Genomic DNA, 14770 nt, shown 5'->3' on the forward strand with positions numbered 1-14770 from the left:
TTTGTGCAAAGCTCAGAAATCACCTGGCGGCAGGCTCCGCACGGAGATACCGGTCCAGGGGTGTCAGCCGCAACGGCCAGCATCTGAAACTCTGTATCCCCTTCAGAAACAGCTTTAAATAAAGCGGTACGCTCAGCGCAATTGCACATGCTGTATGCAGCGTTCTCGATGTTGCAGCCTCTGTACACTTTTCCATCCTTGGTAAGAAGAGCGGCTCCTACTTGAAACTTGGAATACGGCGCATATGCCATATCACGTGCTTTTAAAGCTTCTGTTATCAATTCTTGTTTGTTCATGTGTACATGTTCCTCTCTTACCTATAATGGTACCGCTATCACTTTATATTTTACATAATCGCGCGCTTTTTTTCACGCCCATTTCTAAAAATGTAAAATAAATGTAAGAATCTTCAGCCATTACAGCTTTGGCAAAAAAATAAGTAAACCAATGATACACGAAATGACGGCAAAAACGCAAACAGCCCCGGCGGCAGCGTCCTTAGCCGCTTTAGCAAGTGGGTGATGTTTGTCTGTTATTAAATCAACCGTATGCTCAACGGCTGTATTTAAAAGCTCCAGCGAAAACATTCCTCCGATCAAAAGGATAATAATCGCCCACTCAATTGGGCTGAGCTCTACGAGGAAGCCGCAAATGAGAACAGCGCAGGCGGCTGCGACATGAAATTGGAAATTCCGCTCCGTCCGCGCTGTTTCCCAGATGCCCCGGCCTGCATGCACGAAGCTTTTGAAGAATCGCTTCAGCTCATTTCTATGATCTCTTGAGTCCATAGGCGTCCAGCAAATCCTTTTGCTTAGTAAACATCTCCTTTTCTTCCTCTTTCGTCATATGGTCATATCCTAAAAGATGCAGAAATCCATGGACGGCAAGAAATCCGAGCTCTCTTTTAAAAGAATGATTATATTCCTCTGCCTGCTCCCTTGTGCGATCCGCACTGATGATAATATCACCTAAAACCGGCGGCATTTCTGCGCCTACAATTTCAACCTCGCCTTCTCCCTCTTCTTCAAGAGCAAATGAGATGACGTCTGTCGGCGTATCCTTTCCGCGGTAATCTTTATTGATCTGCTGGATGTCTTCATTGGTAACGATCGTGACAGAAACTTCAGCCTGATCCTGAACGCCTTCACGTTCAGCGGCAAATTGAAGCAGATTTTCTACTTCTTTGAGCATCTCTTCAGAGACACTCCCCGTTTCATCAACAATATCAATCAGTAAACTCATCTATTTCACCTTCTTAGTAGCCTCCGGATATTCAATCCGGGAGTGGAAAATTCCTTTTAATGTTGCACAGAGCGTTTTTGCGATTGTATCCAGCTCCTTAAATGTCAAATCGCATTCACTGAACTGTCCGTCCTGAAGCTTATCGGATATAATACCCCGGACAAGCTTTTCAATTCGTTCAGGATTTGGATTATGCATGGATCTGACTGCCGCTTCAACACTGTCAGCAACTGATATAATCGCGGCTTCCTTTGACTGCGGCTTTGGTCCTGGATAACGGAACTCTTCTTCTGTAATCTGGTCGCCTTTTTCCTTCGCTTTATAATAAAAGAACTTTAAAAGCGAGGTTCCATGGTGCTGCTCAGCAATATCGACAAGCTCTTTCGGAAATTTATAGCTTCTCAGCATATTCGCACCGTCAGTGGTATGAGAAATGATGATATTTTTACTCAGCTGAGGAGACAGCTTGTCATGCGGATTGTCAATATTCATTTGGTTTTCAATAAAATATTGCGGACGCTTTGTTTTCCCAAGATCGTGGTAATACGCGCCGACTCTTGCAAGCAAACCATTGGCTCCAACCGCCTCACAGGCTGCCTCTGACAAATTGGCGACCATTACACTGTGATGATATGTACCTGGTGTTTCTGTTAATATTTTTCGCAGCAGCGGATGGTTAGGATTAGACAGCTCAAGCAGCCTCATAGTGGATAAAATGCCAAAGCCTGTCTCAAAAAACGGCATCAGGCCGATGATCAATACAGACGAAGCAAATCCCGACACAACGCCCATCAGCATTAACGTGCCGATTTCAAGACCCGATAGCGCAGTGTTTTGGATCAATAACAAAGAAAGAACGACAACCATATTAATAAACGCTACGAAAAGCCCGGTCTGCAAAATCTTTGATCTTGCATTGTGTTTTCCTAAAAATAAAACACCTGAAATCCCGCTGATCAAATAATAAATTCCTATGACATAATTGAATGTTCCTGTCACACCCTGATTAAACATCATACTTCCGCAAATCGCAAGAATGATACTTCCCAAAATGGCAATGCGTTCATTCATCAGCAGTTTGATTAAGATCGCGCCGGCCGCAATGGGTACCAGGTAGCCGATATTATTATATTCCATCTTCTGGAACAAACTGACAACCTCCATAATAACAAGCAAAAGCGTTGTGATAATGGAGAACAGCAGGATGGATTGGTTTTTAAACTTCAGGTTTTGTTTCTGTTTTTCAAAATAATATACAAGTGTTGCAATGAAAAGTCCGATCATAATCAATAGGCCGCTGATCGGTTTAAAGAGATTTGAGTTATTTAATAACCCGGTCAGCTCGAGTTTTCTGTACACTTCCCGATCAATAAGGTCATTTTCTTCCACGAGCACCTGACCCTGTTTGATCTGAACCTGCTGGACATTGTCTGACGCTTCCTGCCGCTTTGCCTCTGTCGCTTTCGGATCGAAGACGTAATTCGGGATAATAGCAAAACGCCCGATTTCTGTCGCAGCTCCCAAGTATTTAGATGGGATAGAATTGCCCTTTAGCTCTTTTTCTACTTTATCCTTTGCATCAGATAGTTTATCCGATGAGATTTCACTGCTCATGACCGTATTCACTGCCGTAATGACCGTATCTCTGACAAAAGAAAAGTCTTCACTGTCTGCTTTCAGCAATGTCTTGATGGAATCCTCTGATATGGAATCATTCACATCTGACGTTAATTTGTTCTTCACAGACTTAACCATTGATTTTTCCGATGGTGATTTGCTATCTTCTTCTGATGATTTTTTCACTTCGCTGATACTGTCAAATATAGATGACACAAGGTCAATCCGGTTGTCTGTGTATTCTTTTTTTAATGTATATTGATCTTCAACCGCGTCCTCAGCGGCTTGCTTTTTTTCCTCTGTGGCTTTTTGATCTTCCACGGTTGCCGGAGCATAAATGGTCTTGTCGCTGACTGAAAATAGGTCTAAATCAAGTGTTTCCGGCTTAACATGTACAAAGAGCAAAGCAAACATAATGGCAGCCAGCAGAAGATACAGCAGTACATGCATGGAGCGGGCATTTTTAAAGCTGCTCCATTTTTTTGAGCTGCTTTTGGTCTTCCCCTTCTTTTTCAACACAAGAACCTCCTCTTGAAACATCAAGCCCATAAGCAATCATAAAAATGACCCGATAACGCGCGATCGGGTCATTCAGCATTAATTTTGCTTATCGTATGCTTCAATAATTTTCGCAACAAGCGGATGTCTGACCACGTCTGTTTGGTCTAGCTCAATAATAGAAATGCCGTCTATTCCTCTCAGCATCTCCTTCGCTACTGCAAGTCCCGATTTGACGCCTTTCGGCAGATCAATTTGGCTAACGTCACCTGTAATGATCATTTTAGAGCCAAAACCCAGTCTCGTCAAAAACATTTTCATTTGAGCAGGCGTGGTATTCTGTGCTTCATCAAGTATAACATAAGCATCATCAAGCGTCCGTCCCCTCATATATGCAAGCGGAGCAATTTCAATGATGCCTCTTTCCATCAGACGTTCTGTATGATCTGCCCCAAGCACATCATGAAGAGCGTCATACAGCGGGCGCAAATAAGGATCTACTTTTTCTTTGAGGTCACCTGGGAGAAAACCGAGGCTTTCACCAGCTTCCACGGCAGGTCTTGTTAAAATGATTTTTTTGATATGTCCGTTTTTTAAAGCATGGATTGCTTTTACGACAGCCAGATACGTTTTCCCGGTTCCCGCCGGGCCGATGCCGAATACAAGGTCATTCCGCTTCATAGCGGCCACGTATTCCCGCTGTCCCATTGTTTTCACACGGATTGGTTTGCCTTTTGCGGTTTTTGTAATTTCTTCTTCATACATGCTTTCAAAATATTCAAGTTCATTCTTCTTTGCCATTTTGACGGCGTAAATCACATCACGTTCAGAGATCTCTATCCCCTTGCGAATTAAAGCGAGGAGCGATCCCAGCAGCCTGTCTGCAATCTGAAACGATTCTTCATCGCCTGAAACATAAATCGTTTCGCCGCGCGTAATGATATTTACATTCAGATCTTTCTCCATCAATTTCAAAAAAGAATCTTGGTTCCCGAACAGTGAAAGCGCCTCGTCCGGGCTTTTCAGTTTTTGATTCATCGCAAGTAAATGTTCTGTCATTCTTCAGTCTCCCTGACAATAGGTGTGGTTTGAACGATATCTTCTATAACTTGGTAGAGAATAATCAACTTTACTTTACCATTCTCAACAGTCTGGTGCAAAACTTTTTCACTTTTCACCTCGCCGTCTTCGCCTATTTTATCCTCTACATCCTGTTTACCCAATTTAATGCCTTCTTGAACTGCTTCTTCTTTCGTATATTTTCGCAAAGCCTCTTCACTTTCTCTCGTTTGCTCTTTGATATAGGATACAGGGAGCTTAAATCCGAGAAAATTCAGCGAATGCTTTTCTTGTTCTGTTTTTGGGTGCTTCAATTCCTCTTTTTTAAACGTCATCCCCCAGATCGGGATTGCCAAAGAGCCAAAAGAAAGCTTGTGCTTTGTCCTTACTTTGCCCGTATAGACGTTAAATAATGTTTCAAGCGGGACCGTCACTTCGGATCTGTACCAGGTTTCTCCATAAATTTCTGCTTTTGAGGCGACTTCCTGCTGATGCTCTTCACTGCCGATCAGTCCCGAAACAAGCAGCTGTCCCTTTTCCACATGATCGTGGATTGCGGCCATCGGCTGTCCTTTTTGCACAAACATTCTTGTAATGGTTGCTTTCTTTTTGGCGACAATATCGCGCGGGCTAACATACTTTTCTTTTTCGGGCTCATTTTTCTCCACGACTTTCATGTGAATGGTCGTCCCCTTCAGATCAACTCCGACCCAAGTGATATTGTCTATTCCATTGGTTAACGATTTTTGTATTTTTTCGGGCGACATCATTAAAAACTGCAGACGCCCCTTTTTGACGCCGATTTCATTAAGATGCTGCATCATTTGATGTTCCGTTTCAGGCTTAGCGCCTGTCACATCAATTTTCCACACCATATTGGAAAGCAAAAACAAAAGGATGAAAAACATTGCAAAACCGATCGTAAACCCTATATTCAGCTTTGATTTCAGCAACAGGAAAGGAAATCCCTTCCGATTGATAAATCGGGCTTTACATTTAAATTTTCTTCTGACCCGCCGAAAGGCATGTACATCCTGAAGCTGTATATATAACGATACGGCTTCTTTCTTTTTTTTGACATGAAAAACCGGAATCCCCTGTCTTGTGCATTCATTAAGGAGCCTCTCGATCCCTCTTCCCGTCAATTCAAGCTGGACCTTACCCGAAAAAAAAGACAGCCATTTATTTTTCACAACATTTCCCCCTCGGCTTTATGACTCAACATATCGAACGACATCAATCGTACCCTCCAAAAGAATTTCTTCCGGAAGAATTGCCTTGATGACAAAGTTTTTACCTGATATGATGCACTGGCCCTGCTTCAGCATCAACCTCACTTCATTCTCACTGAAAAGCAATAGGCCTCTGTGGTTTTCTATGTAGATATGAAGTCTGCCAACCATTGTAATCCGCGGCAGATCCATCATAACGTCCGGGGGAATTTCCAATGCTCTTGTCAGCCAAGCTTTCATACGATTCTTTCTTTGCCCCATACAAAAAGAACCCCCTTTCATCTCATATGTATGATTTGAAAGGAGGTTCTAACACTTTAATTTTTACGGGCCGAGCGCATCGTATGGTGAGGTTTTTTCGCTCTTGGAGGCCCGAATACCTCTCCTAAGACGATCCCCTGTACCACAGTGTCTTTATTAACCTGGAGCATTTTTTGTTTTGTGTATACTGCTTTTTGTTTACCTGCAGTAAGGTCACGTTCCAGCCCTTTCAGGTTTCTTTCTGTTTCTCTGCGTCTTTCTTCCGCTTCCCGCCTTACCTGTTCCATGCGGTTGGGAATAGGTACAGGAGCCTCTTCTTTTGACTGCTTCTTTTGAGGAGAAGCCGTTTGCACCTGCTGAGGTTTATTTCTGTTTTGGCTGTTGTTCTTTTCCTCTTTGCTCTTTTTACCGAAAATCATAGAAATGATTCCGATAACCGCTGCGATGATTAGCGGATTGGTCAGTATATCTTCCATCAGCGTTCTCCCTTCTTAGAGAGATTATGATTTACTGTCTTCATCAGACGAATCTTTCGTCAACTTGCCGAATGAATCGCGCATTTCTGTATCAGCATCAATGTTTTTGATATTCATGTAGTCCATGACGCCAATATTCCCTTCACGCAAAGCTTCTGCCATCGCAAGCGGCACTTCCGCTTCCGCTTCTACCACTTTCGCGCGCATTTCCTCTACGCGGGCACGCATTTCCTGTTCTTGAGCGACAGCCATCGCACGGCGCTCTTCCGCTTTAGCCTGCGCGATGTTTTTATCAGCCTCGGCCTGATCGGTTTGTAAAATCGCGCCGATGTTTTTGCCAATGTCAACATCGGCAATATCGATCGAGAGAATTTCAAACGCAGTTCCTGAGTCCAACCCTTTTCCAAGTACTGTTTGTGAAATCATGTCAGGGTTTTCAAGCACTTTCTTGTGACTTTCGGATGAACCAATTGTAGAGACAATCCCTTCGCCGACACGGGCCACAATGGTTTCTTCCCCTGCTCCCCCAACGAGACGGTCGATATTCGCTCTTACTGTAATTCTCGCTTTCGCTTTTACTTCAATTCCGTCCATAGCCACACCAGCAATGAACGGCGTTTCAATTACCTTAGGGTTAACGCTCATTTGAACGGCTTCCAAGACGTCACGGCCAGCAAGATCGATGGCGGCACAGCGTTCGAATGTGAGTTCAATGTTGGCTCGCTGAGCAGCAATCAGTGCGTTAACGACTCTGTCAACATTTCCTCCGGCGAGATAATGGCTTTCAAGCTGATTAGTGGCAACATTAAGCCCAGCTTTATGCGCTTTAATCAATGGGTTCACCACTCGGTTTGGTATAACGCGGCGAAGCCTCATTCCGATTAAAGTGAATATGCTGATTCTCACTCCGGCTGCTAATGCGGAAATCCAAAGCATAACAGGCACAAATGTAAAAAATACAGCTAAAACAATGATCCCCACTACGATAATAGCCAGAATCATAAGTGTTGATGGATCCATATCAATTCTCCTCGTTTCTGTTTAAATTTCTCTCACGACGATGCGTGAGCCTTCCACTTTTACTACTTTTACTTTCTTATCTTTTTCTGTAAACGATCCCTCCGAAACAACGTCAAGGCGTTCATCATCAATAATGACAGTACCAGCAGGACGCAGCGGTGTAAAGGTTACTCCTACTTTGCCTATTAAATCCGTGCGCGTTTGATTTGATACGTAGCCGCTCTCCGTATTTGTAGAATCATTTAATACAAATTTCTTAAAGAATTTCATACGCTTTCCCAACACCCTTGTCAGTAAGATGAAAGCTGTTATAGAAACAGCTGAGGCGATCAAGAGAGAAACCGCCATGACAGTGAAGCTCCCCGCGGCTAAAAACAGGCTCGCAATAATCGCTCCTAAGCCCAGTAATCCAATGATTCCCCCGGGAAGGAAAATCTCAAGCAGGATGAGGATCACCCCTGCTATAAAGAGAAGAACTGTCTCGTATCCGGCAAAGCCGGCTGCAAGATGCCCGTAAAAGAACAGCAACAAGGCGATGAATCCAACCGTTCCAGGAATGCCGACGCCCGGGGAAAAAAGCTCTACTGTCAGGCCTAAAAAAGCGATTGTCAACAGAATAGGAACAATGACCGGATTCGTCAGCCATCTTGCTGTCTTTTCTGCAAAGCTTTCCTTTGCATAGATGGTTTCCGCCTTTTCGAACCCTAGCTTCTTTACGAGCGCGGATAAATTGTCAGCCGTACCTTCTGAATAACCTACATCAATCGCCTTATTAGCGTTGAGTGTCAGCAGATCTCCCTTCGGCGCGCCGGCTTCCTTGGCATCTATATCCGGATCAGCCATTGCGAGCGCATATTTTGGATCGCGATTATTTTTCACTGCGGCATCTTCCAGCTCTGCCAGCCAAAGTGATTCAGCTTTTTGGTCAGCGGCATTGCCTTTACCGTCAATAATCGCGGCTGCTCCCATTTTTCCGCCGGGCGCCATATAAATGTTATCGGCTTGCAGGGCAATATATGCACCAGCTGACAACGCACGTTTGTTTACATATGCAGTTACGGGGATCTCGCTTTCGGTTACCGAGTCCGCTATATCAATAGCTGATTTGACCAATCCTCCCGGCGTATTGATATCAAGAATAATATGATCTGCATGTGCTTCTTTTGCATCCTGTAACGAACGGGACAAAAACGAGGCGAGGCCCTGTTCGACATTTTTTTCAACCGGGATCACATAAACCGTTTGTTTTTCTGCTTTGGCGTTCAGCTGTACGCCTAATAAAGAAAGTAAAAATATACTCAAAAGAGCAGCACGAAATCCTTTGATTTGAAGCAAGGGCGGTGTATCCCTCCTTCCATTTATAATAGGTGCCTTCTCTTCATACGTAACAAATGTATCAAAGGTTTCATTTTTTTATGTATAAAAAAAGACATCTCTCTTAGAAAGATGTCCTTTTTTACGCCTTTTAAGACAATTGACTGCTGACAAGCTTATTAATTAAGCTTCCGTCAGCTTTACCTTTTACTTTAGGCATAATTGCACCCATTACTTTTCCCATGTCCGCTTTTGAGCTCGCACCAACCTCAGCAATGGTTTCATTTACGATTGTAAGCAGTTCTTCTTCTGACAGCTGCTCGGGTAAATAAACTTCTAAAATGTCCAGCTCTTTTTGAACTTTATCTACTAAATCTAAACGATTAGCGTTTGAAAATTCCTGGAGGGAGTCTTTACGTTGCTTAAGTTCACGAGAAAGGACAGTGAGTTCCTCATCCTCGGTCAAACTGTCTTTCTTAAGCTTAATTGCTTCATTTTGAAGTGAAGCCTTAACCATTCGAACGACAGTCAGTTTGTCTTTCTCACGGTTTTTCATATATAGCTTCATATCCTGGTTAAGACGCTCAAGAAGACTCATAAATCCACCCTCTTTTAGAATTTGCGTTTTCTAGCAGCTTCAGACTTTTTCTTGCGCTTTACGCTAGGTTTTTCATAAAATTCGCGCTTTCTTGCTTCTTGCAAAGTACCTGTCTTTGATACACTGCGTTTGAAGCGACGAAGAGCATCTTCAAGCGATTCGTTTTTTCTAACGACCGTTTTTGACATTCTCTTTCCCTCCCTCCGAATACACCAATCGACTACCTTTAAGTTACACATATAAACATGTACTTTGACATTATAATATAAGCCTTCAGTCAGGTCAACTAAGTGAGTTCACTTTTCCGTCATGTGTGCGACTGCCTGTCTATATAATGATAGAAAGGGGTTGATGAATAGGATGTTAATTCTGATTAGCTTTACTGTTCTTATATTATTCTTTCTCGCAGGCATGAACATGCTTCGAAAAGGCTTAATTTCAATGGCGTACTCAAAAATTGAAGAACGTTTGCTTTTATTTACGGACCATCCGTTAAAAGCGTTTCTGATCAGCATTGTATTTACAGGGATTCTTCAGAGCAGTTCAGCCTTTATGGTTATTGTCATCGGCTTTGTCAGTGCGGGCGTTCTTTCTTTTAAGCGGACGATACCGATGATTCTGGGAACAAATGTCGGATCTACCTTTACAACTGAGTTTATTGCTATCAAAATGGATGTTTTGATTTGGGTTCTTTTAATAGGAGGTTTATTGTTTTTTCTGACTGGCAGATATCCGTTGAAACAGCTCGGAACAAGCTTCCTCGGTCTCGGCATCATCTTTTTTTGCATCAGCGGGTTCAGCCACCTTGCAGGGCCGCTTACAAAGCTGAAAACGGGAGCTGAAGTTCTATACCATGTTAACGATTCAAACTGGTCCGCTTTGCTTATCGGTATGGTGTTGACCGCAATCATTCACTCAAGCTCTGTCTGTATCGGCATTTTGATGAGCTTTATGAATGAAGGCATTATCGGACTGACACAGGCGATGAGCGTCGTGCTCGGTTCAAACATCGGGACATGCATTACAGCTGTCATGGCTGCTGTATCCGGCGGATATGCGGCGAAACAGACAGCGTATGCCCATGTGGTGTTTAACGTGCTGGGCGTGGCTCTTGTATTTCCTTTTCTGACGGCAACGACCGGTTTTGTAGAACAGTTATCACCTGATCCCGCACAAAGGATCGCACATTTCAGCCTTTTATTTAATGTGGTGACAGCTCTTTTATTTCTTCCGCTTACAAACTTGTTTTACCGCTTGATTCACTTTCTTATTCCAGCTAAATAAAAAAACCGGTACATGTAGATGCACCGGATTTAGATTAAGAAGACAAACGCATGTGTTCAGTTATTTCATCCTCAACAACACGGACAAATTGCCCTTCGTTGTAAGGATAGCCTGCTTTTAGGATTTTGACTTTCACGATTTTGCCGATCATATCTTCCGTACCTTTAAAAACAACCTTCATATAGTTATCTGTGTAACCGACAAACATGTTCTCTTCTTCCGTTTCCTTATACGCTTCCTCAGGGATGATCTCAAGCACTTCATTTTCATACTGAGAAGCATATTCCTTCGCAAGTTGGTCAGATAGAGCAATCAGGCGGTGTACACGTTCATTTTTTACGTTTTCATCCACTTGGTCTTCCATTCGCGCAGCTGGCGTTCCTGTACGTTTACTGTAAGGGAAAACATGCAGTTCAGAGAATTTATGTTCTTTAATAAAGTTATAGGTTTCCATAAATTCTTCTTCTGTTTCGCCAGGGAACCCTACAATGACATCAGAAGTAACAGCTAATCCTGGCAATGCTTTTTTCAGTTTGTTTAAACGGTCTGCAAAAAACTCCATCGTATATTTACGTCTCATCCGTTTAAGAACTGTGTTTGATCCAGATTGGATAGGAATATGCAAATGATTTACAATCTTATCTGAGCGGTCTAAGACTTCGATCACTTCGTCTGTGATTTGGCTGGCTTCAATTGAAGAAATTCTAATTCGTTTAACACCTTCAACACGAGTGTCTAATTCGCTCAAGAGCTTCGCAAAGTTGTAATCTTTCATATCTTCGCCGTAGCCGCCTGTATGAATACCTGTAAGAACAATTTCTTTATATCCGGCATCGACGAGCTGCTGCGCTTGTTTAATGACTTCTTCAGGGTCACGGGACCGGAGCAGGCCGCGCGCCCACGGAATGATACAGAATGTGCAGAAATTATTGCAGCCTTCCTGTATTTTCAATGACGCTCTTGTCCGGTCAGTGAAAGCAGGTACATCAAGCTCTTCATACACTCTTGCTTTCATAATGTTGCTGACGCCGTTAATCGGCTGGCGTTCTTCACGGTATTGGTCGATGTAGCCGAGCATTTTTTCCCGATCCTGCGTTCCGACTACAATATCGACACCAGGGATCGCCATAATCTCAGCAGGCGAGGTTTGCGCATAGCAGCCTGTGACACAGATGACACCGTCAGGATTTTGACGAATGGCGCGTCTGATCACTTGGCGGCTTTTTTTATCCCCCGTATTTGTTACCGTACATGTATTAATGACATATACATCAGCTGTTTGTTCAAAGTCTCTTCTTTCATAGCCCGCTTCTTTGAAAAGCTGCCAGATTGCTTCTGTTTCATAATGGTTGACTTTACAGCCAAGCGTATGGAAAGCAACAGTTGCCATTACTGATCACCTCTTAATAACTCTGTTTGATAAGAAATCGCACTCAACGCGTATAGCGGAGCGGTTTCTGTCCTTAAAATTCTCGGTCCAAGGCCGCACGGCACACTGTCTTTCTCTGTGAGCCGTTCAACCTCCGCTTCTGTTAAACCGCCTTCGGGACCAAATACGATCAAAAGGGATGATCCTTTCGGAAGGCTTCGTACAACTGCGCTGAATGCGCTTATTTCACCTTTCTTCGATGACTCCTCGTATGCAACGACACATTTATCGAAATCTTGCATCCGTTGAAGAAGCTGCTGAAAAGAATGGACATCCATCACTTGCGGCACTTCGTTACGGTACGATTGTTCAGCCGCTTCCTTCGCAATTTTCGCCCATCTTTCCCGCTTTTTCTTTGCCTTTTTCTCATCCAGCTTAACAACAGAACGCGCGGCTTGAAAAGGAATAAAGGCGTGAGCTCCGAGCTCAGTCCCCTTTTGGATAATCCATTCAAGTTTATCTCCTTTCGGGAGGCCGCTCGCAATATAGACCTTTATCGGAAGCTCTCTGTTTTCATTCGTCCATTCTACCACAAGGCAGGACACATTATCTTTGGAAACAGATTGAAGTTCACATTTTGCCTCGAAGCCGTCCTGAGAACAGCAGATAATCTGATCTCCCTCATTCATTCTCATCACGTTCACAATATGATGAACATCTTCGCCGGTAACCGAAAAAGCCGGCGCTTCCTCCATTTGCTGCTTCGTGAGCTCGATAAAATATCGTTGCATACGCAGTGACACCTACTAACTGTTATTTTTTCGCAATAATGCTGACCCAATCTTCCATTGAAAGGATTTCTACAATGGTAAAGCCAGCTTGTTCCAGTGATTCTTTTACTTCTTGTTTTTTATGCCCGATGATTCCTGATGTAATAAAATGGCCGCCTTCTTTTAACAGGCTGTACGCTTGTGAGGTAAAGCGAAGAATGACTTCAGCCAAAATGTTGGCAACAATCACATCATGCTCCCCTTCAATCCCGTCTAACAAATTGTTTTGCTTGACTTGAGCAATATCGCTCACTTTGTTCAGCTTGAGATTGAGGCGTGCACTTTCTACAGCCACGGGATCAAGATCGTAAGCATGGACCGATTCAGCCTCAAGCATTGCAGCCGCAATACTTAAAATTCCGGAACCTGTACCGACATCAATCACCTTATCACCCTTTTGCACAATGCGTTCAAGCGCCTGAATGCAGAGGACGGTTGTCGGGTGTGTGCCTGTGCCGAAAGCCATACCAGGGTCCATTTCTATAATCAGTTCATCAGTATGGACCGGCGTATATTCCTCCCACGTCGGCACAATTGTAAACTTTTCAGAAATTTTCACAGGATGATAATACTTTTTCCAGGCAGTCGCCCACTCTTCTTCATTCACTTCAGAAATGGTGATGTGATTTCTGCCCAAATCAATATTATAAAGAAGCAGATTATTAATCGTTTCTTTAATGCCGTCCACCGTTTCGCCTAGAAAACTGTTAACCGGCAGGTATGCTTTGACAATGACACCCTCGTCTGGATAATCATTGGGGTCGAGCTGGTAGATTTCCCCGTACACATTCTCACGTTCTTTAATTAAATCAAGCGGGTCCTCTATCACAACCCCACTTGCACCAGCTTCATGCAATATATTTGAGATAGGTTCGACCGCTTCATGTGTTGTGTGAATGCTTAATTCGGACCATTTCAAAACTACCAACTCCTCATCCAATAATTAATCGCCTTTAAACGCGCGTTTTACCTTGTCAAAGAAACTCATTTCCTGTTCGTCAGGCAGGTTTCCGCTGACCTCGGCAAATTCGCGGATAATGTCTTTTTGTTTATCTGTCAGGTTTGTCGGCGTAACGACGCGGACGACGATATGCTGGTCACCTTGTCCATAGCCTCTGACATTTTGAACACCTTTTCCTCTTAATCTGAATTTTGTCCCTGTTTGTGTACCGGCAGGAATTTTCAATTTCACTTTTCCATGCAGCGTTGGAACTTCCACTTCATCACCAAGAGCAGCCTGAGCAAACGTTAACGGCATTTCACAGTAAATATCATCGCCGTCACGCTCGAAGAACTCGTGGGCGCGTACGTGGAACACGACAAATAAATCCCCGGCAGGGCCGCCGTTTACTCCTGGTTCACCCTGTCCCGAGAGACGAAGCTGCTGCCCGTCATCTACACCGGCTGGAATTGTCACGTTGATTTTTTTGCGTTTTTTGATTTTTCCTTTGCCGCCGCAATCCGCACATTTGTCTTTAATAATTTTGCCCGTACCTTCACAGTGGTGGCAGACCCGTCTGTTCACGACTTTTCCAAACGGCGTATTTTGCTCCACGTTTAACTGGCCGGAGCCTCCGCAGTGGGAGCACGTTTCCGGGTTTGTTCCAGGTTTCGCACCTGAACCTTTACATGTGTCGCACGTTTCCTCACGCGGAATTTCGATGGTTGTTTCTTTACCGAAAGCGGCATCCTCAAACGACAAGGTCATCGTATATTGCAAATCGGCACCTTGGCGCGGTGCGTTTGGATCTCTTCGTCTTGTGCCTCCGCCGAAAATACTTGAAAAAATATCATCGAAACCAAAACCGCCGAAATCGCCGCCGCCAAAACCTCCGCCGCCGAAGCCTTGATTAGGATCAGTATGCCCAAATTGGTCGTAATGCGCACGTTTTTGGTCATCTGACAGCGCTTCGTACGCTTCTTTTACCTCTTTAAATTTTTCATCTGATCCGGCTTCTTTATTAATATCT

17 protein-coding genes are annotated in these 14770 nt (G+C 43.7%); 1 reads left to right on the forward strand and 16 read right to left on the reverse strand.

Features of this window, described 5'->3' with window-relative positions:
• The 12 genes from RAC86_RS24570 to rpsU all read right to left on the reverse strand — a co-directional run.
• The coding region (locus RAC86_RS24570) for a cytidine deaminase (RefSeq protein WP_377886106.1) at positions 1-296 on the reverse strand (296 nt) is incomplete at its 3' end.
• Positions 297-416: 120 nt separating this feature from the next.
• Positions 417-788: a diacylglycerol kinase family protein gene (locus RAC86_RS24575; protein WP_072566561.1), complete on the reverse strand. Its 372-nt coding sequence runs from the start codon at positions 786-788 to the stop codon at positions 417-419.
• Positions 769-1242, reverse strand: coding sequence for an rRNA maturation RNase YbeY (gene ybeY, locus RAC86_RS24580; protein WP_014114451.1), 474 nt, complete (start codon positions 1240-1242; stop codon positions 769-771). Before ybeY ends, RAC86_RS24575 begins: the two co-directional genes overlap by 20 nt.
• Positions 1243-3378, reverse strand: coding sequence for a cyclic-di-AMP phosphodiesterase PgpH (gene pgpH, locus RAC86_RS24585; RefSeq protein ID WP_072566562.1), 2136 nt, complete (start codon positions 3376-3378; stop codon positions 1243-1245).
• 78 nt (positions 3379-3456) lie between these two features.
• The gene (locus RAC86_RS24590; RefSeq protein ID WP_072566563.1) at positions 3457-4416 is read right to left on the reverse strand and encodes a PhoH family protein; all 960 of its coding nucleotides are present in this window, start codon (positions 4414-4416) and stop codon (positions 3457-3459) included.
• The gene (gene yqfD / locus RAC86_RS24595) at positions 4413-5609 is read right to left on the reverse strand and encodes a sporulation protein YqfD (protein WP_072566564.1); all 1197 of its coding nucleotides are present in this window, start codon (positions 5607-5609) and stop codon (positions 4413-4415) included. The genes RAC86_RS24590 and yqfD overlap by 4 nt, the downstream gene beginning before the upstream one ends.
• Positions 5610-5627: 18 nt before the next feature.
• Positions 5628-5909 (reverse strand): sporulation protein YqfC, encoded by a 282-nt coding sequence (gene yqfC / locus RAC86_RS24600; RefSeq protein ID WP_003226191.1) that lies wholly within the window; start codon positions 5907-5909, stop codon positions 5628-5630.
• Between the two features lie 56 nt (positions 5910-5965).
• A complete protein-coding gene (locus RAC86_RS24605) occupies positions 5966-6385 on the reverse strand; it encodes a hypothetical protein (protein WP_072566565.1) in 420 nt (139 codons plus the stop codon).
• A 24-nt stretch (positions 6386-6409) separates the two neighbouring features.
• Positions 6410-7405: a flotillin-like protein FloA gene (gene floA / locus RAC86_RS24610; protein ID WP_014114455.1), complete on the reverse strand. Its 996-nt coding sequence runs from the start codon at positions 7403-7405 to the stop codon at positions 6410-6412.
• Positions 7406-7426: 21 nt separating this feature from the next.
• Positions 7427-8740 carry an NfeD family protein gene (locus tag RAC86_RS24615; RefSeq protein ID WP_072566566.1) on the reverse strand — a complete coding sequence of 438 codons (1314 nt, stop codon included), beginning with the start codon at positions 8738-8740 and terminating at the stop codon, positions 7427-7429.
• Positions 8741-8870: 130 nt separating this feature from the next.
• Positions 8871-9317 (reverse strand): GatB/YqeY domain-containing protein, encoded by a 447-nt coding sequence (locus RAC86_RS24620; RefSeq protein ID WP_003226182.1) that lies wholly within the window; start codon positions 9315-9317, stop codon positions 8871-8873.
• Between the two features lie 14 nt (positions 9318-9331).
• Positions 9332-9505: a 30S ribosomal protein S21 gene (rpsU, locus tag RAC86_RS24625; RefSeq protein ID WP_003152957.1), complete on the reverse strand. Its 174-nt coding sequence runs from the start codon at positions 9503-9505 to the stop codon at positions 9332-9334.
• Positions 9506-9677: 172 nt separating this feature from the next.
• On the opposite strand from rpsU, the gene RAC86_RS24630 reads away from it, so the two are divergent.
• Positions 9678-10601, forward strand: a complete 924-nt coding sequence (locus tag RAC86_RS24630; RefSeq protein WP_014114457.1) for a Na/Pi symporter — start codon at positions 9678-9680, stop codon at positions 10599-10601.
• A gap of 34 nt (positions 10602-10635) precedes the next feature.
• Here RAC86_RS24630 and mtaB read toward each other — a convergent pair whose 3' ends face one another.
• The 4 genes from mtaB to dnaJ form a co-directional block, all read right to left on the reverse strand.
• Complete coding sequence (gene mtaB / locus RAC86_RS24635; protein WP_014114458.1) at positions 10636-11991, reverse strand: tRNA (N(6)-L-threonylcarbamoyladenosine(37)-C(2))-methylthiotransferase MtaB; 1356 nt, start codon at positions 11989-11991, stop codon at positions 10636-10638.
• Entirely contained in the window at positions 11991-12761 is a 771-nt protein-coding gene (locus tag RAC86_RS24640; RefSeq protein WP_072566567.1) for a 16S rRNA (uracil(1498)-N(3))-methyltransferase, read from the reverse strand. The genes mtaB and RAC86_RS24640 overlap by 1 nt, the downstream gene beginning before the upstream one ends.
• A gap of 22 nt (positions 12762-12783) precedes the next feature.
• On the reverse strand, positions 12784-13719 hold the full coding sequence (prmA, locus tag RAC86_RS24645) for a 50S ribosomal protein L11 methyltransferase (protein WP_072566568.1): 936 nt from the start codon (positions 13717-13719) through the stop codon (positions 12784-12786).
• Between the two features lie 24 nt (positions 13720-13743).
• Positions 13744-14770: molecular chaperone DnaJ (dnaJ, locus tag RAC86_RS24650; protein WP_377886107.1), on the reverse strand; the 1027-nt coding region annotated here is incomplete at its 5' end.

Source organism: Bacillus sp. LR_5 (genome assembly GCF_042709275.1).

Bases quoted from the DNA above. Each gene is read 5' to 3' on its own strand.
- RAC86_RS24590 (WP_072566563.1), bottom strand. From the start codon at position 4,416: ATGACAGAACATTTACTTGCGATGAATCAAAAACTGAAAAGCCCGGAC.
- RAC86_RS24640 (WP_072566567.1), bottom strand. From the start codon at position 12,761: ATGCAACGATATTTTATCGAGCTCACGAAGCAGCAAATGGAGGAAGCG.
- RAC86_RS24630 (WP_014114457.1), top strand. From the start codon at position 9,678: ATGTTAATTCTGATTAGCTTTACTGTTCTTATATTATTCTTTCTCGCA.
- rpsU (WP_003152957.1), bottom strand. From the start codon at position 9,505: ATGTCAAAAACGGTCGTTAGAAAAAACGAATCGCTTGAAGATGCTCTT.
- RAC86_RS24605 (WP_072566565.1), bottom strand. From the start codon at position 6,385: ATGGAAGATATACTGACCAATCCGCTAATCATCGCAGCGGTTATCGGA.
- RAC86_RS24620 (WP_003226182.1), bottom strand. From the start codon at position 9,317: ATGAGTCTTCTTGAGCGTCTTAACCAGGATATGAAGCTATATATGAAA.
- RAC86_RS24575 (WP_072566561.1), bottom strand. From the start codon at position 788: ATGGACTCAAGAGATCATAGAAATGAGCTGAAGCGATTCTTCAAAAGC.
- yqfC (WP_003226191.1), bottom strand. From the start codon at position 5,909: ATGGGGCAAAGAAAGAATCGTATGAAAGCTTGGCTGACAAGAGCATTG.
- ybeY (WP_014114451.1), bottom strand. From the start codon at position 1,242: ATGAGTTTACTGATTGATATTGTTGATGAAACGGGGAGTGTCTCTGAA.
- mtaB (WP_014114458.1), bottom strand. From the start codon at position 11,991: ATGGCAACTGTTGCTTTCCATACGCTTGGCTGTAAAGTCAACCATTAT.
- floA (WP_014114455.1), bottom strand. From the start codon at position 7,405: ATGGATCCATCAACACTTATGATTCTGGCTATTATCGTAGTGGGGATC.